Genomic DNA, 19,817 nt, shown 5'->3' on the forward strand with positions numbered 1-19,817 from the left:
CCGTTGACAGGGAGGTACCTGCCATCGTAGAGCCGACCCCGAGTGACGATGACCACGGCCCAGCCCCCGAGACGACCGCCGCGGGGCTGCCCGACCGTCTCAGACCGCCACCGGGCCGAGCCACGGGACGAGGGCGGGCACGTTCCGCAGGACGCCGAAGAGCACGAGGACACCCAGCGAGACCCACGCGAGCCAGGCCGGAAGGCGGGGAGCCGGGCGCCCGCGCCACGCCCGGACGAGCCACGTGGCCCACAGCGCCACGAGCAGCGGCGCGACGAGGACCCACAAGGGGTTCATCGACCAGGCGGAGGCGAGGTCGAGGTGCACGAGGTCGTGCGTGGCCCGCAGGCCTCCGCACCCCGGGCACGCGAGGCCGGTGAGCGCCAGGAGGGGGCACGTGACGTAGTGCCCGGGGCGGTTCGGGTCGACGAGGCCGACGTAGGCCGTCGCCGCGGCGACCAGGGCGCCCACCGCGAGCGGGGCCTGCGCCGCGCGCGGGAACCGTCGACGTCGCACGGCCTCGGACGTCACGTGCGCACCCGTCAGTACTGGTCCGGGATCGTGCCGACCCAGGCGAGGAAGGCCGGGAAGAAGAGGAGCAGGAGGAGGACTCCGACGACCGACAGCCCGATCGCGACCCAGCCGAGGATGATCCCCGCCGTCGCCATGCCGTCGTTGTCCGCCTGCCCCTCGGCGACCGCGCGCTTCGCGGCGTTGCCGACGATCACCGCCGGGATGCCCGTGAAGAACCCGCAGCTCAGCACGAACGCGGCGATCCCCAGCACGAGCGACCAGATCGCCAGGCTGTTCTTGGGGTAGTACGGCGGCGCCCCGTAGGCGCCGGCCGGGTACTGCTGACCGGGGTACTGCTGACCGGGGTACTGCTGACCGGGGTACTGCTGACCGGGGTACTGCTGACCGGGGTACTGCTGACCGGGGTACTGCGGCTGCGCCGCGTACGGGGCACCCTCCGGGTGACCCCCGGGATGCTGCGGGGAGCCGCCGGGCGCCGACGAGCCGTACGGCGCCTGCGACCCGTCCTGCGGGCCTGCGGGGTCGTACGGGCCGGGTCCCGGCGGCTGCGTCACCGCGTGGCCTGCTTCTGGCCGTAGCCCGCGTTGCGCAGCACGAGCCCGCCGATCAGCGCGACGGCCACGACGCCCATGCCGACCCAGAACAGCCAGACGGCGGCGATGACCACCCCGATCGCGGCCACGAGGGACCCGACCATGATGCCGATCATCGTGAACCACGCGGCGACGGTGTGGCCGTGGTTCGTGGGCGGTGCCGCGGGCGGCAGGTAGGCGATCTCGGTGGTCTGCTGGTTCTCGGCCATGAGGGTCGTGCCTTTCGTCAAGATGTGGTCAGAGCCTATCGGACCGGGCCGGTGTCCGTCCCCGCAGGGCCGCGGCTGGCGGCGACGCGAGCGGGTGTCCGTGCTGCTCAGCGATCCGTGGGGTCCTCGCCGCGGGACAGCGCGTCCCACGCGTCGTGGTCGGTGAGGTCGTCGGGGGCGGCGGGCTCCGTGGCCCGGGACCGGTCCGGCCGCTCCTCGGGCACCGCCGTCCCCGCTGCCGGGGCGGCGGGCGTCGTCGCGCCGGACGCGCGCTCGTGCCGGGTCGAGGCGCCCGCCCACGACCGCGAGCCGACGGCGACCCAGACCACCGCGAGCACCGTGAGGACGCCGAGCGCGGCGGCGAGCCAGGGCGCGACGGTCAGGTCGACCGGGGCCGTGAGCTCCGTGACCCCCGTCGCGTCCGCGACGGCCGAGCGCGCGCTCGGCTCCGGGTCGAGCGCGACGCCGAGCGCGGAGACGGTCGCGACGACGCCGCTCGCGGCGGCGACGGCGAGCACGACCCAGCGGCCGACCCGGCCGACCAGCCCGAGGGCGAGCGCGGCGGCGACGAGCACGAGCGCGGACGCGCTCACCCCGGGCGCGGCCGACGTCCCGGCGACGGTCACCTCGACCTCCGGGTCGAGCGCCGTCGCGCCGGTCGTGCTCAGCCAGGTCGGCACGGCCGTCGCGAGGGTCGCACCCCCGAGCAGGAGCAGGACCCAGATCGCGGTGCGCCGGCTCGGCCCGGCCGGCCGGCTCATGCCAGCCCTCGCAGCCGCGCGGCGACCTGGACGGCCCGGACCGCGGCGGCCGCCTTGTTGCGCGACTCGGCGTACTCCAGCGCCGGCACCGAGTCGGCGACGATCCCGCCGCCGGCCTGGACGCTCGCCCGACCGTCGCGGATCAGCGCCGTCCGGATCGCGATGGCCATGTCCATGTTCCCGTCGAAGTCGAAGTACCCCGCCGTCCCACCGTAGATCCCGCGCGACGCAGGCTCGAGCTCGTCGATGAGGGCGATCGCCCGGGGCTTGGGCGCGCCCGAGAGCGTGCCGGCCGGGAACGTCGCCCGGAACGCGTCGAGCGCGGTCGCGCCGTCGCGCAGCGTCCCGACGACCGTCGAGCACAGGTGCATGATGTGGCTGAACCGCTTGGTCGCCATGAACTCGACGACCTCGACCGACGTCGGCTCGCACACCTTGACGAGGTCGTTGCGCGACAGGTCCACGAGCATGATGTGCTCGGCGAGCTCCTTGGGGTCCTGGAGGAGCTCCTCCCCGAGCGCCACGTCCTCCTCCGGGGTCGCGCCGCGAGGCCGGGATCCGGCGATCGGGAACGTCGTGACGCGGCCGTCCTCGACCTTCACGAGGGTCTCCGGGCTGGACCCGACGACCGCGAAGTCCCGCCCGTCCGCGTCCGTGAGCTGGAAGTAGTACATGTACGGGCTCGGGTTGATCGTCCGCAGCGCGCGGTAGACGTCGAGCGGGTCCGCCGGGCAGTCGAGGTCCAGGCGCTGGGACAGCACCACCTGGAACACCTCGCCCTCGCGGATCGCGTCCTTGCCCGCGACGACCGACGCCTCGAACTCGTCGCGCGTCGAGCGGAACTCGAGCGCGGGTTCGGCGGCGTCCGACGCGACGACCGACGCGACGTGCGCACCGCCGGCCACCAGACGCGCCTGCATCGCGTCCAGGCGCGCGACGGCGTCCGCGTAGGCCTCGTCGACGCGCTCGTCCGTGTCGTCGAAGTTGATCGCGTTGGCGACGAGCCACACGCTGCCCTCCGCGTGGTCGACGACCGCGAGGTCCGTCGCGAGGCACAGCGTGAGCTCGGGCACGCCCAGCTCGTCGGGCGCGTCCGACGGCAGGGTCGGCTCCCAGTGCCGGATCACGTCCCAGCCGATCGCACCCGCCAGGCCGCCCGTGAGCGGCGGCAGGCCCTCGACCGCGGGCGTGCGGAGCACGTCGAGCGTCGCCTCGAGCACCTCCACGACGTCCCCCTCGAGCGGGACCCCTGCCGGCACGTCGCCGGACCAGACCGCACGGCCGTCGCGCGCCGTGAGCGTCGCGCGGGACGCGACGCCGACGAACGAGTACCGCGCCCAGCGGCCGTCCGACTCGGCGGACTCCAGGACGAACGTCCCCGGCCGTCCCTGCGCCAGGGTGCGGTACAGCCCGACGGGCGTGACGTCGTCGGCGAGCACGCGCCGAACCACCGGGACCACCCGTCGGGACGTGGCCAGCGCGCGGAAGCCGTCGAGCACGGGCCACGTCGCGCCCCACGCGGGACCGCCCGCGGGGACGGTGGTGGTCTCGGCCGGGTCGACGGTCGCGCTCACTGGTTCTCCTCCTCAGGATCAGGGTCGGGCGTGGTCGAGGGGTCGACGGTGCCGGGAGGCAGGTCACCGACGACGGCGCCCAGGTCTCCCCCGGCCTCGAAGCACGTGCGGGTGCCGGTGTGGCACGCGGCCCCCACCTGGTGGACGCGCACGAGCAGCGCGTCCCCGTCGCAGTCGAGCGCCACCGAGCGCACGACCTGCACGTGGCCCGAGGTGTCGCCCTTGCGCCAGTACTCCTGGCGGGAGCGGCTCCAGAACGTCACGCGACCGGTCGTCAGCGTCCGGTGCAGCGCCTCGTCGTCCATCCAGCCGAGCATGAGCACGTCACCCGTGTCGTGCTGCTGGACGATCGCGGCGACCAGGCCCGCGTCGTCACGCTTGAGGCGCGCGGCGAGCCGGGGGTCGAGCGCGGAGATGGTCGTGGGTCCGGTCGTGGAGTCGGGCACCCGAGAATCCTGCCAGACGACGGGGCGACCTCGGTCCCCCGTCTCGCCCCGTCACGAGTCGTCGCACCAGGCCGGCCCGCGGCTCAGCGTGTCTGGGAGACCCAGGCGTCGTGCATGCGGGCGTAGACGCCGCCGGCACGCGCGAGGTCGTCGTGGTGGCCGACCTCGACGACGTGGCCCGCGTCCACCACGACCACGAGGTCGGCCGCCTCGGCCGTGGAGAGCCGGTGGGCGATGGTCAGCGTGGAGCGGCCCGCGGTGAGGGACGCGAGCGCTCGGGCGATGCGGACCTCGGTCGCGGGGTCGACGGCGGACGTCGCCTCGTCGAGGACGAGCAGGTCGGCCTCGGCGAGGTAGGCCCGCACCAGGGCGACGAGCTGCCGCTCCCCCGCGGAGAGCGACTCGCCGCGCTGACCGACCGGGGAGTCGAGCCCGTCGGGCAGGTCCGCGACCCAGTCGGTGAGCCCGAGCCGCTCGACCGCGGCCTCGATCCGCGCACGGCGCGCGGCGTCGGGCTCGTGCTCGGCGTCGCCGCGCAGCCCGTACGCCACGTTGTCCGCGAGCGTGCCGTCGAAGAGGAAGCCCTCCTGGGGCACGAGCACGACGCGCTCGCGCAGGGACGCGACGGCGAGGTCGCGCAGGTCGGTGCCGTCGAGGAGCACGCGCCCCGCGGTCGGGTCCATGAGCCGGGTGACGAGCTTCGCGATCGTCGTCTTCCCGGAACCGGTCGCGCCCACGACCGCGACGGACGCCCGCGCCGGGAGGTCGAGGTCGACGTCGTGCAGCACCTCCGGGCCGTCGGGGTAGGCGAACCGCACGCCCTCGAGCCGCACGTGGGCGGGGCCACGCGGGCTGCGCTCCCCCGCGTCGCCCTTGTCGACCACCTCGACGGGCGTCTCCAGGACCGCGAGGACCCGCCGCCAGCCGGCGACGGCGTTCTGGAGCTCGTTGAGGATCTCGGTCGCCATCTGCACGGGGCCCGTGAAGAGCTGGACGAGGAAGAGGAACGCGAGGAGCTGGCCGACCGAGATGTCGCCGGCGACCCCGAGGTAGGACCCGACCACGACGACGACGGCCAGCACGAGGTTCGCGACGAGCACGCCGCTCGAGAAGACGACGGCGACGAGCTTCTGCGCCCGGACCATCGCGCGCCGGGTCGCGTCGACCGCGGCGTCGACGCGCCGCGCGGTGCGGGCGCCCGCGCCGTACGCGCGGATGGTCTCGGCGCCGACGATCGACTCCGAGATGGCGCCGAGCATCCCGCCGACGCGCGCCCGGACCTGGGTGTACGCGTCGTTGACGCGGGCCTGCGCGGGGCGCAGGACGAGGAACAGCGGGACGAAGCACGCCCAGACCACGAGCGTGAGCTGCCACGAGTAGACGGCCATGAGGACCGTCGCGACGCCGATCTGGAGCACCGAGACGAGCAGCATGATGCCGCCCCACTGGACGAAGAGCGAGATGGTGTCGACGTCGCTCGTCACGCGCGAGACGAGCGACCCGCGCCGCTCGGTGTTCTGCGTGAGGACGGAGAGGTCGTGCACGTGCCGGAACGCCCGTACGCGCAGGCCGGCGAGCCCCGCCTCGGTCGACCGGAACAGCCGGACGTTGACGAAGGCCGAGCAGAGGCCCGCGAGGACGATGACGACCGCGGCCACGCCGACGAGCACCGCGACGCGGGTCGTGTCCGGCCCGCCGTCGGCGAGCACGCCGGTGTCGACGGTCTGCTGGACGGTCACCGGGACGACGACGCGGCCCAGCGCGGCCGCGACCGCGAGCCCGAGCGTGATCCAGATCCCGTCGAGGATCTGCGGCGACACCTGGACGCCTCGGCGCAGGGTGGCGAGGACGCCCAGCGAGCTCGCGGAGGCGATCCGGGCTTCGGCCGCCCGGCCCGGCGCGCCGGCCGGCGCCGGCCGCTGCGTGGTGGTGGTCCGGCTCATTCCTCCAGCGCCCCCGTCTCGACGTGCCGCACGACGTCGTCCTCCTCGATCTCCTCGCGACGTGCGAGGTCGTCCTCACGACGGCCCTCGTCGCGCTCGTCGCGCCCGTCCTCGGCCGCCTCCCGGGCGGTGTCGTCGGTGGCGTCCGCACGCTCCTGCTCGCGCCGCTCCGCCTCGCGCGCGTACGCGGTCGCGAGCTCGCGGTACCCGGCGTCGCGCGCGAGCAGCTCGTCGTGCGTCCCGACGTCGACCACGCGGCCCGACTCCACGTGCACGACGACGTCCGCGAGCGCGACGCTCGACATGCGGTACGCCACCATGACGACGGTCGGTCGGTCCACCCCCTCGCGCGCGAGACCCGCGAGGATCTGCTGCTCGACGCGCGGGTCGACCGCGGACGTCGCGTCGTCGAGGACGAGCAGGCGGGGACGGCGCACGAGCGCGCGCGCGATGGCGAGCCGCTGGCGCTGGCCGCCCGACAGGTTCGCCCCGCGCTCCCCCAGCGGCGCGTCCAGGCCCTCCGGCAGCCGCGCGACGACGTCGTCGACGCGCGCCAGGCGCAGCGCCTCCCAGACCTGGTCGTCGTCCGGGCCCGGGTCGCCGTCGTCGACGAGCGTGACGTTCGCCCGCACGGAGTCCTCGAAGACGAACGCCTGCTGGGCCACGAGCGCGACCTGGGACGTCAGGTCGGTCTCGCGCACCTCGCGCACGTCGGTGCCGTCGAGCAGGACGCGCCCGCGCGTGGGGTCGGAGAGCCGGGCGAGCAGCGACACGAGCGTCGTCTTGCCCGCGCCCGTAGGGCCGACGACCGCGACCGTGGTCCCGGGATCGACCCGGAGGTCGATCCCGTCGAGCAGGGTGATCACGCGTCCGCCCGCGCGGACGTCCACACCGACGCCCTCGAGGCGCACGCCCAGGCCGGAGCCCCCGCCGGGGAGGCCGCCTGTCCCGGGGCGCAGCACCCCGCCGGCGTCGACGACGCGGCTGATGCGCTCGTACCCGACGAGGGCCCGCGGGAGCTCGCCGAGCACCCAGCCGAAGGCCCGGACCGGGACGGCCATGACCGTGAGCAGGTAGGCGGCGGTGACGATGTCGCCCGCCGCGACGCCGCCTGAGGTGAGCCGGACGGTCCCGACGGCCAGCACGAGGAGGGTGCCGAGCGAGGGCAGGAGCTCGATGACCGGGTCGAAGAACGCGCGCACGACGCCGACCCGGACGTTCGCGGCGCGCAGCTCGTCGGTGCGCTCGGCGAAGCGGCGCTCCTCGCGGTCCGCGGTGCCGAGCGACGTGACGAGCAGGGAGGCCTCGAAGCTCTCGTGCGCGACGTCCGAGACCTCGGCCCGGAGCTGCTGCGCGCGCGTGATCGCGGGCGACATGTAGCGCTGGAAGACGATGTTCACGGCGATCGCGACCGGGATGACGACCAGCGCCGCGCACGCGAGCCAGACGTCGACGCGGAAGAGCATCACGGCGGCGACACCGATCATGACGACGACGCCGAGCGCGAACGGGAGCGGGTTGAACACGCCCGTCGCCGCCTCGACGTCGGAGTTCGCGTTCGACAGGAGCTGGCCCGCGGGGTGCGAGCGGTGCCACGACATGGGCAGGCGCAGGTACTGGCGCGTCACCGCCGTGCGGTGCCGCGCCTGGAGCGCGGCGTACCCGTTGCCGGCGAAGATGCGGCGGGCCGCGACGCTCGCCGCGAGCGAGACCGCGATGCCCGCGAGGACGAGGCCCGCGACCCAGATGCGGCCGCGCGCGGCCTCGTCGCCCGCGAGCGCCGGGACCACGACCTCGTCCGTCGCGGTGCCGATCGCGCTGCTCACGGCGACGGTGAGCGCCCCGAAGAGCGCGGAGGACCCGATGGCCAGCGCGTACGTGCGCGGCTCGTCGCGGATGCCGCGGCCCATGAGAGCGAGCGACCGGCGCACGCGCGACCCGGTCAGGGCGTGCGGGCGGCGGACGGTCGGCTCGTCGGGGAGCGGGTCCCGGGGCGGGTCGGGCCGGTCCGTCGGAGCCGGCAGGTCGGTCGGGGCGGGCTGGGCGTCAGCGCCGGTGGGGCGCGTCCTGCTGCCGGGCACGGGACGGTCCTCGTCTTTCGTTCAGGGAGTTGCACGATCCTCTCATGCAGCCCTGACAGGGCCCGACGGTATTCCACGGCGCGACCTGGTCGAGCCCCGCAGGCCCGCGCGCGGCCCGCTCAGCGCACCTCGACGCCCTGCGCGCGCATCGCGTCCTTGACCTGGGCGACCGTCAGGGCGCCGAAGTGGAAGACGCTCGCGGCGAGCACGGCGTCGGCCCCGGCGCGCGCCGCGGCCACGAAGTGCTCGGGCGTCCCGGCGCCCCCGCTCGCGACGAGCGGGACCCGGACCTCGGAGCGCACCGCGGCGAGCATCTCGAGGTCGAAGCCCGCGGTCGTGCCGTCGGCGTCCATGGAGTTGAGGAGGATCTCGCCGGCCCCGAGCCCCGCGGCGCGCGCGGCCCACTCCACGGCGTCGATGCCCGTCCCCCGGCGCCCGCCGTGGGTCGTGACCTCGTACCCGGACTCCGTGCGCACGTCGCCCGTCGTGCGCCGCGCGTCGACGGACAGGACCAGCACCTGGCTGCCGAAGCGGTCGGCGATCTCGGCGATGAGCTCGGGGCGGGCGATCGCCGCCGTGTTGACCCCCACCTTGTCCGCGCCGGCGCGCAGGAGGCGGTCCACGTCCTCCGCCGAGCGCACGCCGCCGCCGACGGTGAGCGGGACGAAGACCTGCTCGGCGGTGCGCCGCACGACGTCGTACGTCGTCTCGCGGTTCCCCGAGGACGCCGAGACGTCGAGGAACGTCAGCTCGTCCGCACCCTCCGCGTCGTACCGGGAGGCGAGCTCGACGGGGTCGCCCGCGTCGCGCAGGTTCTCGAAGTTCACGCCCTTGACGACGCGCCCTGCGTCGACGTCGAGGCACGGGATCACGCGGATCGCGACGGTCATGAGGACTCTCCTTGGTCGGCCGGCGCGTCGCCGGTCGTGTCGGTGCCGGTGCCGTCGGCGCCGCCCTCGGCGGCCTCCTCCGCGGTCACCGGGAACTGGGCGTCGAGGATGTCCACGACGTAGACGAGCGTCTCGCCCGCGAGCGGGTTGGCCGTCTCGCCGTAGGCGAGGTCGGGCGGGACGACGAGCAGCACCTGGCTGCCGACCGACTGCTCGAGGAGGCCCTGCTCCCAGCCCTCGATGACCTCGCCGATGCCGATCATGATCGACAGCGGCGCGGCGCCCTCGGCCCACGTGGAGTCGAAGACCTCGCCGTCGGACCAGCGCACCCCCGTGTACCGGACGGTCACGACCTGGCCCACCTCGACCTGGCGGCCGTCGCCGCGGACCAGCGGCTGCACGACGAGCCCCGCGGGTGCGGCCGTCTCGGGCGGGATCGTGACGCTCGGCGCCCCATCCTCGGCGAGCGACACGGTCGGCAGGCCCTCGACGGGAGCGACCGCCTCGCCCGACGCGCGCGTCGGCAGCACGTCCACGACCAGCGCGACGGGGACGCCGTCGTCCTCCTCGAGCCGCAGGAGGCGGGCGCCCACCCGCTGACCGCGCAGGAGGTCGCGCAGGTCGCGCCCGATCGACTCGTCCGTCAGCGCGCGCCAGCGCGGCGCGTCCGTGTACGTGTTCTGGAGGACCGTCCCGTCGCTCACGTCCTGCGCGTAGAGGTTGAGCAGGAGCGGCCCGCCGTCGACGAGCTCGGCCCCGGCTCCCGGCCACACGACCTCCGAGGTCGCCTCGGGGACGTCGAGCGGGGCACGGTACTGCAGCTCGGGCGGCGCGCCCGACGAGCCGATCACGGTGAGGTCGGTGTTCAGCGGCGTCGGGGTCGCGTCCTCCGGCTCCGTGCACGCGGCGAGGACCACGGTCGCGACGAGCGCCACGAGCAGCGCGAGCGCCGCCCGGGCCGCGGGCGCGCGACGACGGACGGGCCGGGCGCCCCGCACGGGGCGCCCGGCCGCGAGGGCAAGGTTCGTCACATCACGTCCCGCGTCACATCGACTCGATGAGGCGTTCCACGCGCTCGTCGACGTTCCGGAACGGGTCCTTGCACAGGACCGTGCGCTGCGCCTGGTCGTTGAGCTTGAGGTGCACCCAGTCGACCGTGTAGTCCCGGCGCGCCTCCTGCGCGGCGCGTACGAAGTCGCCCCGCAGCTTGGCGCGCGTCGTCTGCGGCGGGACCGCCGTGGACTCGAACACCTCGAGGTCCGTCGTGACCCGCTCGACCATCCCGCGGGCGGCGAGGAGGTTGTACAACCCCTCGGTGCGCGAGATGTCGTGGTACGCGAGGTCGAGGCGCGCGATCCGCGGGTCGTCGAGCTCGAGCCCGTGCTTGGCCTGGTAGCGCTGGATCAGCCGGTACTTGATGACCCAGTCGAGCTCGCGGTCGACCAGCGAGAGATCGCCCGTCTCGAGCGCGCGCAGCCCCCGCTCCCACAGGTCGAGGACCTGCTTGACGACCGGCGTCGGAGAGACGTCCTGCTCGACGAACTCCTTGACGCGCTGGAGGTACTCGCCCTGGAGGTCGATCGCGGTGACCGTCCGACCGCTCGCGAGCTGGACGGGCTGCTTGCCGGTCATGTCGTGACTGATCTCGCGGATCGACCGGATCGGGTTCTCGAGCGCCAGGTCGCGCACCGGCACGCCCGCCTCGACCATGCGCAGGATGAGGTCGGTCGAGCCGACCTTGAGCATCGTCGTCGTCTCCGCCATGGACGAGTCGCCGACGATGACGTGGAGGCGCCGGTAGCTCTCGGCGTCGGCGTGCGGCTCGTCGCGCGTGTTGATGATCGGGCGGGACCGCGTCGTCGCGCTGGAGACCGCCTCCCAGATGTGGTCGGCGCGCTGCGACAGGCAGTACACCGCGCCGCGCGGCGTCGCGAGGACCTTGCCCGCGCCCGTGAGCACCTGGCGGGTGATGAGGAACGGGACGAGCACGTCGGACAGGCGCGAGAAGTCGCCCTGGCGCCGCACGAGGTAGTTCTCGTGGCACCCGTACGAGTTGCCCGCCGAGTCGGTGTTGTTCTTGAAGAGGTGGATGCGCCCCGGCAGGCCCTCGTGCTCGAGGCGCTGCTGCGCGTCGGCGACGAGGCCCTCCAGGATCCGCTCGCCGCCGCGGTCGTACGCGACGAGCTGGTGCACGTCGTCGCACTCGGCCGTCGCGTACTCGGGGTGCGAGCCGACGTCGAGGTACAGGCGCGACCCGTTGCGCAGGAACACGTTGGACGAGCGCCCCCACGCGACCACCTTGCGGAACAGGTAGCGCGCCACCTCGTCCGCCGACAGCCCCCGGCCGTCGTCGGACGCGCACGTCACGCCGTACTCGGTCTCCAGCCCGAAGATCCTGCGGTCCATCGCGGTCCTACCCCTCGTCCGTCGCGGGGCCGGCGCCCGTCGCGTCGCCCGCGTCGTCGGTCGCGGCGTCGGCGGCCGCCGCCGGGCCGTCGCCGTCCGCGAGGAGGTCCTCGAGCGCGCTCCCCGAGATGCGGCGGAACGCGCGCCGTGGGCGCGTACGGTCCAGGACGGCGACCTCGAGCTGCGCGGCCGGGATGGTCCGCACCTCCTCCCCGTCGCTCCCCGCACCGAGCGCGCGCACGGCGAGCCGCAGCACCTCGGCCAGGCCGAGGCCGGGCTCCCACGCGTCCTGGAGCACGCGTCCGAGCTGGTCGGCCTGCCCGCCCATGACGACGACCCCCTGCTCGTCGGCGACGGATCCGTCGTAGGAGATCCGGTAGAGCTGGTCCTGCGCCGAGGTACGCCCGACCTCCGCGACGACGAGCTCGACCTCGAGCGGCTTGGACTCCGTGGTGAACACCGTGCCGAGCGTCTGGGCGTACGCGTTCGCGAGCCCGCGCGCGTTGACGTCGGTGCGGTCGTAGGAGTACCCCCGCAGGTCCGCGTAGCGCACGCCCGCGACCCGCAGGTTCTCGAACTCGTTGTACTTGCCCACCGCGGCGAACGCGATGCGGTCGTAGATCTCCGAGATCTTGTGCAGCGCGCGCGACGGGTTCTCCGTGGCGAACGCGATCCCGTCCTCGTACGCGAGGACCACGACGGACCGGCCGCGCGCGATGCCCTTGCGCGCGAAGTCCGCCCGGTCCTTCATGAGCTGCTCGGGCGAGACGTAGAAGGGCATGTTCACTCGGCGTCACCTCCCGACGCGGGGCCCTGCGACAGGTCGTGCGGCTGGTCGTGCGGGACCGCCTCGGCGTTCGTCACGGCCGGTCGCCGACGCGGCACGCCCGTCCCGGACCGCTCGGCCACGATCTGCTCGACGACGGCCGCGAGCTCGTCGTCGGGGACGCGCTCGTACCCGGCCTGCGTCACGACGGCGACGACGGGCCAGATACGACGCACCGGGTCCGGGCCGCCCGTCGCCGAGTCGTCGTCCGCCGCGTCGTACAGGGCCTCGACCGCGACGCGCACCGACGCCTGGCGGTCGAGCTCGGTGCGCCAGAGCTTCTTCAGCGAGCTCCGCGCGAACACCGAGCCGGAACCCACCGAGTGGTAGGCGCGCTCCTCGTACCGGCCACCGGTCACGTCGTAGGAGAAGATGCGGCCGCCACCGCGGTCGAGGTCGAACCCGGCGAACAGCGGGACCACCGCGAGCCCCTGCATCGCGAGGCCGAGGTTCTGCCGGATCATCGTCGACAGGCGGTTGGCCTTGCCGTCCAGAGAGAGCAGCGAGCCCTCGATCTTCTCGTAGTGCTCGAGCTCGAGCTGGAACAGGCGCACGAGCTCGACCGCGATGCCCGCGGTCCCCGCGATCCCGACCGCCGAGAACTCGTCCGCCGGGAAGACCTTCTCGATCTCGCGGTTCGCGATCATCGAGCCCATCGTCGCGCGGCGGTCCCCCGCCATGACGACGCCGCCCGCGACGCCCTCGGCGCCGAACGTGAGCGCCACGATCGTCGTCGCGTGCGGCGCGTCGGGCGCGACGCCCCCGGACGTGTGCGCGGCGGCGCGGTGCGACGGCAGCAGGTCCGGGGCGTGCCCGGACAGGAAGTCCAGGAAGGACGACGACCCGGGGGTCGTGAACGCGTCGGGCAGGCGCCCTGGCTGGTCCGTGCTCATCGGGTTGCCGTCACCCTTCCTACTCGCCGCCCTTCTGGACGAAGCCCCGGACGAAGGACTCCGCGTTCGTCTCCAGCACCTCGTCGATCTCCTCGAGGAGCGCGTCGACCTCCGCGTCGCGCGACTGCGCCTGCGGCGCGACCGGGACCTCGGGGCCCTCGGGCTCGTCGTCGGGACGCCGGTCCTCGTGCGACGCGTGGGTGCGTTCGGTACCCGCCATGGCTGCCTCCTCGTCCGTCGGCACGGTGCCGCGCCGACGCTCTGTCCGTTCCAACCCGGTCGGGGCTCGCGCCCTTCCCGGCCCTGCTCGCACGCGGCGCCCGTTCCGCGAGGGGCGGGGCGCCGTCGTACGTCCAGCCTAGTCGCCGCCGCTCACGACGGGCCTGCCAGACCCGCCAGGAGCGCCGCCGCGTCCGGGCTCGCGTCGAGCAGCGCACCGATGTGCGCCCGCGTCCCCCGCAGCGGGTCCATCATGGGGACCCGCTGGAGCGACGGCGCGCCCGGCACGTCGAAGATCACGGAGTCCCAGCTCGCGGCGGAGACCTGGTCGCCGTAGCGCGCCATCACCTCGCCGCGGAAGAACGCGCGCGTGTCCTCCGGCGCGTGGTGCACGGCGGCGCCGACCTCGCGCTCGGTGACGACGCGGTCGACCGCGCCCGCCGCGAGGAGCCGGTGGTAGATGCCGCGCTCGGGGCGCACGTCGGACCACTGGAGGTCCATCGCCGCGAGCCGCGAGTGGCCCCAGTCGAGGCCGTCGCGCTCGCGCAGGCGGTCGAGGAGGCGCAGCTTCGCGACCCACTCGACGTCGCGCGCGCACGCGTCGCGGTCCGTCCCGAGGCGTTCGAGCACCGAGGCCCACCGGGCGAGCACGTCGCGCGTGGGCGCGTCGACGCCGGCGGTGCCGGCGAGCCGCTCCGACGCCTCCGCGGCCACCGCGAGGTACTCGCGCTGGACCTCCAGCGCGGTCAGCTCGCGCCCGTCGGCGAGGGTGAGCCGACGCGTGAGGTCCAGGTCGCGGCTCACCCGCTGCACGTCCGCGACCGGGTCCGCGAGCCGCAGGGCGGCCAGCCGCGCCCGCACCCGCGGCCCCAGCTCCTCGAGGTGCTCGACGACGAACAGCACGAGCGACGTCGTGCCCGTCTTGAGGTACGTCGCGGTCTCGAGCATGTTCGCGTCGCCGATGATGAGGTGCAGCCGGCGCCAGCGCTGCCGGTCGGCGTGGGGCTCGTCCCGCGTGTTGACGATCGGGCGGCGCAGCGTGGTCTCCAGCCCGACCTCGGCCTCCACGTAGTCCGCTCGCTGCGAGATCTGGAAGCCGTGCTCCTCGCCCGTCGGGCCGAGGCCGACGCGCCCCGAGCCGGCGAACACCTGCCGGGTCACGAGGAACGGGGTGAGCATCTCCACGAGCACCCCGAAGGGGACGTCCCGGTCCACGAGGAAGTTCTCGTGCGTGCCGTAGCTCGCGCCCTTGCCGTCGACGTTGTTCTTGTACAGCAGGACGGACCCGCCCGGCACCTGGTCCAGCTCGCGCGACGCCGCGAGCATCACGCGCTCCCCCGCCACGTCCCAGCACACGACGTCGTGCGGCACCGTGACCTCGGGCGAGGAGTACTCCGGGTGCGCGTGGTCGACGTACAGCCGGGCACCGTTCGTGAGGATCACGTTCGCCGCGCTCGGGTCGTCGTACTCCTCGGTCGTCGGGCGCGCGACCTCCTGGAGCGAGCCCTCGGACGCCGCTCCCCCGGCAGGCTCCGCCACCGGCCCCGACGGCGCGGGCCGGGCCGGGTCGTCGGTGAGCAGCGACGGGTGGGCCGAGGCGCGCGGGACGTGGAAGCCTCGCGCGTCCTGGAGCGGGTCCTCGTCGTCGTAGTCCCAGCGCGCCCGGCCCCGGGCGCCGTCGCTGCGCGCGGCGAGCGCCCGGTAGGTGGTGACGACCTGGCTCGACATCAGCATCGGGTTCGCCATCGGCTTCCCCGGCTGCAGGACGCCGTACTCGGTCTCGATCCCCATGACCCGTCGAACGCTCACGCGCTCACCCTATGTCGGTCCGCCGACGGCGCGTCGGTCCTGTCCACGAGCGGCCGGGTCGTCGGCGCGCCACAGGACACGGGCCGTCGCCAGAACGAGGACGCCGAACAGCGACTGGTTGACGAGGCCCCAGGGCGCCAGCCCGCCCACGAGCGCGCCCACGGTCGCGTTGACCGCGACGTCGACCACCATGATCGCCACCCCGAGCGGGACGGCCGCCCGACGACGCAGCGCGAGCAGGAGCACCACGAGCGGGTCGAGGAGCGTGAGCGACACCCAGAAGGCGCGGGCGGCGGGCGGGAAGCCGGCGTACACGCCGGTCCCGCCCGCCGTCAGGTCGAGCACGTGCGTCGTCGTCCCCACGAGGAAGCCGGCGACCCACAGGAGCCGGACCGCGAGGACCCACCGGCCCTGCGGCCGTGGGCCCGGCGCGGCCGTGCCCTGCCGGATCAGAGGTACTGACCCGTGTTCGTCACCGTGTCGATGGTGCGCGGGGAGCCGCCCTCGCCCTTCTTCTGGACGATCGTGCGGATGAAGACGATGCGCTCGCCCTTCTTGCCGCTGATGCGCGCCCAGTCGTCGGGGTTGGTCGTGTTGGGCAGGTCCTCGTTCTCCTTGAACTCGTCGACGCACGCCGAGAGGAGGTGGTCGACGCGGATGCCGCGCTGGCCGGTCGCGAGGAAGTCCTTGATCGCGGACTTCTTGGCGCGGTCGACGACGTTCTGGATCATCGCGCCCGAGTTGAAGTCCTTGAAGTACAGGACCTCCTTGTCGCCGCTCGCGTACGTGACCTCGAGGAACTGGTTCTCGTCCTCCTCGGAGTACATGCGCTCGACCACGGACCGGATCATCGCGTCGAGGGCCTCGCGCTGGTTGCCGCCGTGCTCGGCAAGGTCGGCGGCGTGGATCGGCAGGTCCTCGGTGAGGTACTTGGCGAAGATCTCCTTGGCGCCCTCGGCGTCCGGCCGCTCGATCTTGATCTTCACGTCGAGACGACCGGGCCGCAGGATCGCGGGGTCGATCATGTCCTCGCGGTTGGACGCCCCGATGACGATGACGTTGTCGAGCCGCTCGACGCCGTCGATCTCGGCGAGGAGCTGGGGCACGATCGTCGTCTCGACGTCGGACGACAGGCCGGTGCCGCGCGTGCGGAACAGCGACTCCATCTCGTCGAAGAACACGACGACCGGGGTGCCCTGGGACGCCTTCTCCCGCGCGCGGGCGAAGATCAGGCGGATGTGCCGCTCGGTCTCGCCCACGTACTTGTTGAGCAGCTCGGGGCCCTTGACGTTGAGGAAGTAGCTGCGCGCCGCGCCCGACCCGTCCTCGACCTGCTCGCCGCGCGCCCGCGCGACGGTGTGCGCGAGCGAGTTCGCGACGGCCTTGGCGATGAGCGTCTTGCCGCACCCGGGCGGCCCGTACAGGAGGACGCCCTTGGGCGGGTGCAGCCCGTGCTCGCGGAAGAGGTCGGGGTGCGTGAACGGCAGCTCGACCGCGTCGCGGATCTGCTCGATCTGCGGACCGAGGCCACCGATGTCCTCGTACTCGATGTCCGGGACCTCCTCGAGGACGAGCTCCTCGACCTCGGACTTGGGGATCACCTCGAACACGAACCCGCTGCGCGTGTCGATGGTCAGCGAGTCCCCGACGCGCAGCGACGTGTGCGCGACCGAGCCCGCGAGGCGCACGACGCGCTCCTCGTCGGCGCGACCCACGACCAGCACGCGGTCGGCGTCGAGGATCTCCTTGGCCGTGACGATCTCGCCCGTGCGCTCGTACCCGCCCGCCGCGACGACGGTCATCGCCTCGTTGAGCTTGACCTCCTGGCCGGGGCGCAGCCGCTCCACGTCCAGGCTCGGGCTGGCTCCGACGTGCATCTTGCGCCCGGCGGCGGACACGTCGACCGACCCGTCCGGGTGCGCGGCGAGGAACACCGCGTACGTGCCCGGGGGCTTGGCGAGGTCGTCGATCTGCCTCTTGAGGTCGAGGATCTGGTCCCGTGCGGCTCTCAGCGCCTCGGCGAGCCTCTCGTTCTTCGCGGACAGCAGCGCGAGCTCTCGCGCGCTGCTCTGCGGGGCCTCGTCGCTACGGCCGAATGTCTCGCTCATCGGGTGTTCCCCTCTCGCCGGCGGCTCGCCCGACCGCGTGCTGGACGGCGGACGGCGGACCCGTGGGGGCACCCGTGCCGACCACCGTCCGGCGGTCGGGTGTAGACCTTAGGCACAATCCTCGTCCGAGCACACGGACGACACCCAGCGTGAGACGACCGGGTCCCGATCGTTACCGGACCGTCATGCCTCCGACACGTCGGACGGGTGCTCGTCCTGCGAGGAGCCAGGGGTGACGGCCTGCTCCGGGCCCTGGCCGACGTCGCGCCGCACGCGACGGATCTTCTTCTCCGAGACCGGACGCTCGCCGAGCTCCTCGGGCGACCACTGCTCGGTGTCGGCCGGGTAGGCGCCCTTGGCGGGGCGGCGCTTGCGCTCCGGCGGCGCGACGCCGTCGGCCAGACGGCGCGCGGTGAGCAGGAAGCCCGTGTGCCCGATCATGCGGTGCTGCGGGCGGACCGCGAGGCCCTCGAGGTGCCAGCCCCGCACCATCGACTCCCACGCGACCGGCTCGGCGTAGCGCCCGTCCGCGCGCAGGTCCTCCGCGAGGCGCGAGAGCTGCGTCGTCGTGGCGACGTAGCAGACGAGCACGCCGCCGGGGACGAGCGCCCGGGCGACGACGTCGAGGTTCTCCCACGGCGCGAGCATGTCGAGCACGACGCGGTCGACCGTGCCGTCCTCGGCGACGGTCGGGAGCACGTCGGCGAGGTCGCCGACGGACAGCGTCCAGGCCGGGTGCTCTCCGCCGAAGAAGGTCTCGACGTTGCCGCGCGCGATCGCGGCGAAGTCCTCTCGCCGCTCGATCGAGTGCAGCTCGCCCGCGTCGCCGACGGCGCGCAGGAGCGACATGGTCAGCGCGCCCGAGCCGACGCCCGCCTCGACGACGCGCGCGCCGGGGAAGATGTCCGCCATCGCGACGATCTGCCCCGCGTCCTTGGGGTAGACGACCGCCGCACCGCGCGGCATCGACAGCACGTAGTCCGCGAGCAGCGGGCGCAGCGCGAGGTACTCGATCTCGGCCGTGTTGCGGACGACGCTCCCCTCGGGCTGCCCGATGAGGTCGTCGTGGCGCAGGTAACCCTTGTGCGTGTGGAACGTCGCCCCCGGCGCGAGCGTGATGGTGTGCAGGCGTCCCCGGGGGTCCGTGAGCTGCACCTTGTCGCCCACGCGCAGCGGGCCGCGGCGCTCGTCTGCGCCGGTCGCCACCGGGCGGTCCGTGGTGGTGCCCGCGGGCGCGGGTGCGCCGTCCGGTCCGGAGGGCGTCGTCTGGGGGCCGGGCGTGGCGGCGGGCTCGGAGGTCACGGGCGACCATCCTACGGGCCGGTCGGCCACGCCCCGCGGCGAGTCGCCGTACTGTGCGCTCGGCGGCGTGGGCGGGCCCGGTCAGCGGCCGCGCTGCGCGTCCCGCAGGGCCGCGACGACGCGGGCGACCTCGAGCGCCCCGACGACCCGGCCGCCGTCGGTCACGGCGACGACCGCGCCGTCCCGGCCGACGCGCGCGAGCACGGCGAGCATGTCCTGGCCCTGGAGGTGCGCGTCGATCGTGGCTCCGGCAGGCAGCGGGACCGCGACGGCGCCGACGGGAGTCGACTCGGCGGCGTCCGGCGGCACCGCCGCGGCCGCGGCCGGGTCCGCGTACCCGACGGGTCGTCCCGACCCGTCGACGAGGACGGCGAGGACGTGCGGACCGCCCGCGAGCGCCACGGACCGGCCCACGGCCGCGACCGTCGCCGTGGACGGCACGACGACGGCCGGCCGTGCGAGCCCGCGCACGGAGAGTCCGGAGACCGCCTCGCGCGAACGCCCCACCGTGATGGCCTGCCCGGCGCCGCTCCAGAGGAAGGCGCCGATGAGCGCGGCCCACGCGACGGTCCACAGGTCCGGCTGCCGTCCGAGGGTGAGCGGCCACACGAGGGCCCACGCGACGACGCCCACGGCGACGGCGCGCCCGACCCAGCCCGCCGCGACCGTGCCCTTGGTGCGCGAGCCCGTCGCGGCCCACACGGCCGACTCGAGGATCTGGCCACCGTCGAGCGGCAGCCCGGGCAGCAGGTTGAAGAACCCGACGAAGGCGTTGGAGAACGCCCCGGCGTACAGCAGCAGCGCGGGCACCGAGAAGGTCGGCTGCGCCTGGAACGTCACCCAGAACACGACCGCCAGCGCCAGGTTGGTCAGCGGCCCGACCACGGAGATGAGGAAGCCGTCGAGCGGGCGCGCGGACGTCCCCGAGTAGGCGGTGTGCCCGCCCCACAGCGTGACGGCGAGCTCGGTGACGTGCTGCCCGCGTGCCCGCGCGACGAGCGCGTGCGCCACCTCGTGCAGGAACACCGACGCGAACAGCAGGAGCACGAACGCGAACGAGACGAGGTACACCTCGGTGCCCAGGTGCGGCGCGAGCCGCCGCACCGTGGGGACGAACAGCACCGTGAGGATCGCCGCGGCCAGGAACCACGAGGGCGTGAGGATGACCGGTGCGCCGACGATGCGACCGATGACCCAGCCCTTCGTGCGCGGGCCGACGGGGG

19 protein-coding genes are annotated in these 19,817 nt (G+C 74.2%); all 19 read right to left on the reverse strand.

Annotation, left to right across the window (positions count from 1 at the left end):
• Positions 1 to 99 precede the first annotated feature (99 nt).
• Positions 100 to 531 (reverse strand): DUF2752 domain-containing protein, encoded by a 432-nt coding sequence (locus tag A0J59_RS12890; RefSeq protein ID WP_064316367.1) that lies wholly within the window; start codon positions 529 to 531, stop codon positions 100 to 102.
• Positions 532 to 542: 11 nt separating this feature from the next.
• Positions 543 to 1,088: a DUF4190 domain-containing protein gene (locus A0J59_RS12895; protein ID WP_082919009.1), complete on the reverse strand. Its 546-nt coding sequence runs from the start codon at positions 1,086 to 1,088 to the stop codon at positions 543 to 545.
• Positions 1,085 to 1,357 carry an HGxxPAAW family protein gene (locus A0J59_RS12900; RefSeq protein WP_330932819.1) on the reverse strand — a complete coding sequence of 91 codons (273 nt, stop codon included), beginning with the start codon at positions 1,355 to 1,357 and terminating at the stop codon, positions 1,085 to 1,087. Before A0J59_RS12900 ends, A0J59_RS12895 begins: the two co-directional genes overlap by 4 nt.
• An 86-nt stretch (positions 1,358 to 1,443) precedes the next feature.
• Positions 1,444 to 2,097, reverse strand: coding sequence for a Trp biosynthesis-associated membrane protein (locus A0J59_RS12905; protein ID WP_064316368.1), 654 nt, complete (start codon positions 2,095 to 2,097; stop codon positions 1,444 to 1,446).
• Positions 2,094 to 3,671, reverse strand: coding sequence for an anthranilate synthase component I (locus tag A0J59_RS12910; RefSeq protein WP_047232847.1), 1,578 nt, complete (start codon positions 3,669 to 3,671; stop codon positions 2,094 to 2,096). Before A0J59_RS12910 ends, A0J59_RS12905 begins: the two co-directional genes overlap by 4 nt.
• On the reverse strand, positions 3,668 to 4,117 hold the full coding sequence (hisI, locus tag A0J59_RS12915; RefSeq protein WP_053370750.1) for a phosphoribosyl-AMP cyclohydrolase: 450 nt from the start codon (positions 4,115 to 4,117) through the stop codon (positions 3,668 to 3,670). Before hisI ends, A0J59_RS12910 begins: the two co-directional genes overlap by 4 nt.
• Before the next feature lie 83 nt (positions 4,118 to 4,200).
• Positions 4,201 to 6,060, reverse strand: a complete 1,860-nt coding sequence (locus A0J59_RS12920; protein WP_064316369.1) for an ABC transporter ATP-binding protein — start codon at positions 6,058 to 6,060, stop codon at positions 4,201 to 4,203.
• On the reverse strand, positions 6,057 to 7,970 hold the full coding sequence (locus A0J59_RS12925) for an ABC transporter ATP-binding protein (protein ID WP_082919012.1): 1,914 nt from the start codon (positions 7,968 to 7,970) through the stop codon (positions 6,057 to 6,059). The genes A0J59_RS12920 and A0J59_RS12925 overlap by 4 nt, the downstream gene beginning before the upstream one ends.
• Before the next feature lie 290 nt (positions 7,971 to 8,260).
• Positions 8,261 to 9,031, reverse strand: coding sequence for an imidazole glycerol phosphate synthase subunit HisF (gene hisF / locus A0J59_RS12930; protein WP_047232850.1), 771 nt, complete (start codon positions 9,029 to 9,031; stop codon positions 8,261 to 8,263).
• Positions 9,028 to 10,062 (reverse strand): FKBP-type peptidyl-prolyl cis-trans isomerase, encoded by a 1,035-nt coding sequence (locus A0J59_RS12935; protein ID WP_064316370.1) that lies wholly within the window; start codon positions 10,060 to 10,062, stop codon positions 9,028 to 9,030. Before A0J59_RS12935 ends, hisF begins: the two co-directional genes overlap by 4 nt.
• Before the next feature lie 13 nt (positions 10,063 to 10,075).
• On the reverse strand, positions 10,076 to 11,437 hold the full coding sequence (gene pafA, locus A0J59_RS12940) for a Pup--protein ligase (protein WP_047232851.1): 1,362 nt from the start codon (positions 11,435 to 11,437) through the stop codon (positions 10,076 to 10,078).
• A 7-nt stretch (positions 11,438 to 11,444) separates the two neighbouring features.
• Positions 11,445 to 12,224 (reverse strand): proteasome subunit alpha, encoded by a 780-nt coding sequence (gene prcA, locus A0J59_RS12945; protein WP_064316371.1) that lies wholly within the window; start codon positions 12,222 to 12,224, stop codon positions 11,445 to 11,447.
• A complete protein-coding gene (gene prcB / locus A0J59_RS12950) occupies positions 12,221 to 13,156 on the reverse strand; it encodes a proteasome subunit beta (protein WP_082141206.1) in 936 nt (311 codons plus the stop codon). The genes prcA and prcB overlap by 4 nt, the downstream gene beginning before the upstream one ends.
• 19 nt (positions 13,157 to 13,175) lie before the next feature.
• Positions 13,176 to 13,376: a ubiquitin-like protein Pup gene (locus A0J59_RS12955; RefSeq protein ID WP_047232853.1), complete on the reverse strand. Its 201-nt coding sequence runs from the start codon at positions 13,374 to 13,376 to the stop codon at positions 13,176 to 13,178.
• 152 nt (positions 13,377 to 13,528) lie between these two features.
• Entirely contained in the window at positions 13,529 to 15,166 is a 1,638-nt protein-coding gene (dop, locus tag A0J59_RS12960; RefSeq protein WP_064316372.1) for a depupylase/deamidase Dop, read from the reverse strand.
• 27 nt (positions 15,167 to 15,193) lie between these two features.
• Positions 15,194 to 15,529: a hypothetical protein gene (locus A0J59_RS12965; protein ID WP_156533005.1), complete on the reverse strand. Its 336-nt coding sequence runs from the start codon at positions 15,527 to 15,529 to the stop codon at positions 15,194 to 15,196.
• A 104-nt stretch (positions 15,530 to 15,633) separates the two neighbouring features.
• Positions 15,634 to 17,292, reverse strand: a complete 1,659-nt coding sequence (gene arc, locus A0J59_RS12970; RefSeq protein ID WP_047232855.1) for a proteasome ATPase — start codon at positions 17,290 to 17,292, stop codon at positions 15,634 to 15,636.
• A 183-nt stretch (positions 17,293 to 17,475) separates the two neighbouring features.
• Positions 17,476 to 18,498, reverse strand: a complete 1,023-nt coding sequence (locus tag A0J59_RS12975) for a tRNA (adenine-N1)-methyltransferase (protein WP_047232884.1) — start codon at positions 18,496 to 18,498, stop codon at positions 17,476 to 17,478.
• Positions 18,499 to 18,675: 177 nt separating this feature from the next.
• A partial coding sequence (locus A0J59_RS12980; RefSeq protein WP_255365195.1) for a site-2 protease family protein occupies positions 18,676 to 19,817 on the reverse strand: 1,142 nt, incomplete at its 5' end.

Source organism: Cellulosimicrobium sp. I38E, from assembly GCF_001647255.1.
In the GTDB taxonomy this organism is placed as follows: Bacteria; Actinomycetota; Actinomycetes; order Actinomycetales; family Cellulomonadaceae; genus Cellulosimicrobium; species Cellulosimicrobium cellulans_E.

Excerpts from the sequence above, each read along its gene's own strand:
- arc (WP_047232855.1), bottom strand. The coding sequence starts at position 17,292 with ATGAGCGAGACATTCGGCCGTAGCGACGAGGCCCCGCAGAGCAGCGCG.
- prcB (WP_082141206.1), bottom strand. The coding sequence starts at position 13,156 with ATGAGCACGGACCAGCCAGGGCGCCTGCCCGACGCGTTCACGACCCCC.
- A0J59_RS12925 (WP_082919012.1), bottom strand. The coding sequence starts at position 7,970 with ATGGGCCGCGGCATCCGCGACGAGCCGCGCACGTACGCGCTGGCCATC.
- hisF (WP_047232850.1), bottom strand. The coding sequence starts at position 9,031 with ATGACCGTCGCGATCCGCGTGATCCCGTGCCTCGACGTCGACGCAGGG.
- A0J59_RS12920 (WP_064316369.1), bottom strand. The coding sequence starts at position 6,060 with ATGAGCCGGACCACCACCACGCAGCGGCCGGCGCCGGCCGGCGCGCCG.
- A0J59_RS12955 (WP_047232853.1), bottom strand. The coding sequence starts at position 13,376 with ATGGCGGGTACCGAACGCACCCACGCGTCGCACGAGGACCGGCGTCCC.
- pafA (WP_047232851.1), bottom strand. The coding sequence starts at position 11,437 with ATGGACCGCAGGATCTTCGGGCTGGAGACCGAGTACGGCGTGACGTGC.
- dop (WP_064316372.1), bottom strand. The coding sequence starts at position 15,166 with ATGGGGATCGAGACCGAGTACGGCGTCCTGCAGCCGGGGAAGCCGATG.
- A0J59_RS12905 (WP_064316368.1), bottom strand. The coding sequence starts at position 2,097 with ATGAGCCGGCCGGCCGGGCCGAGCCGGCGCACCGCGATCTGGGTCCTG.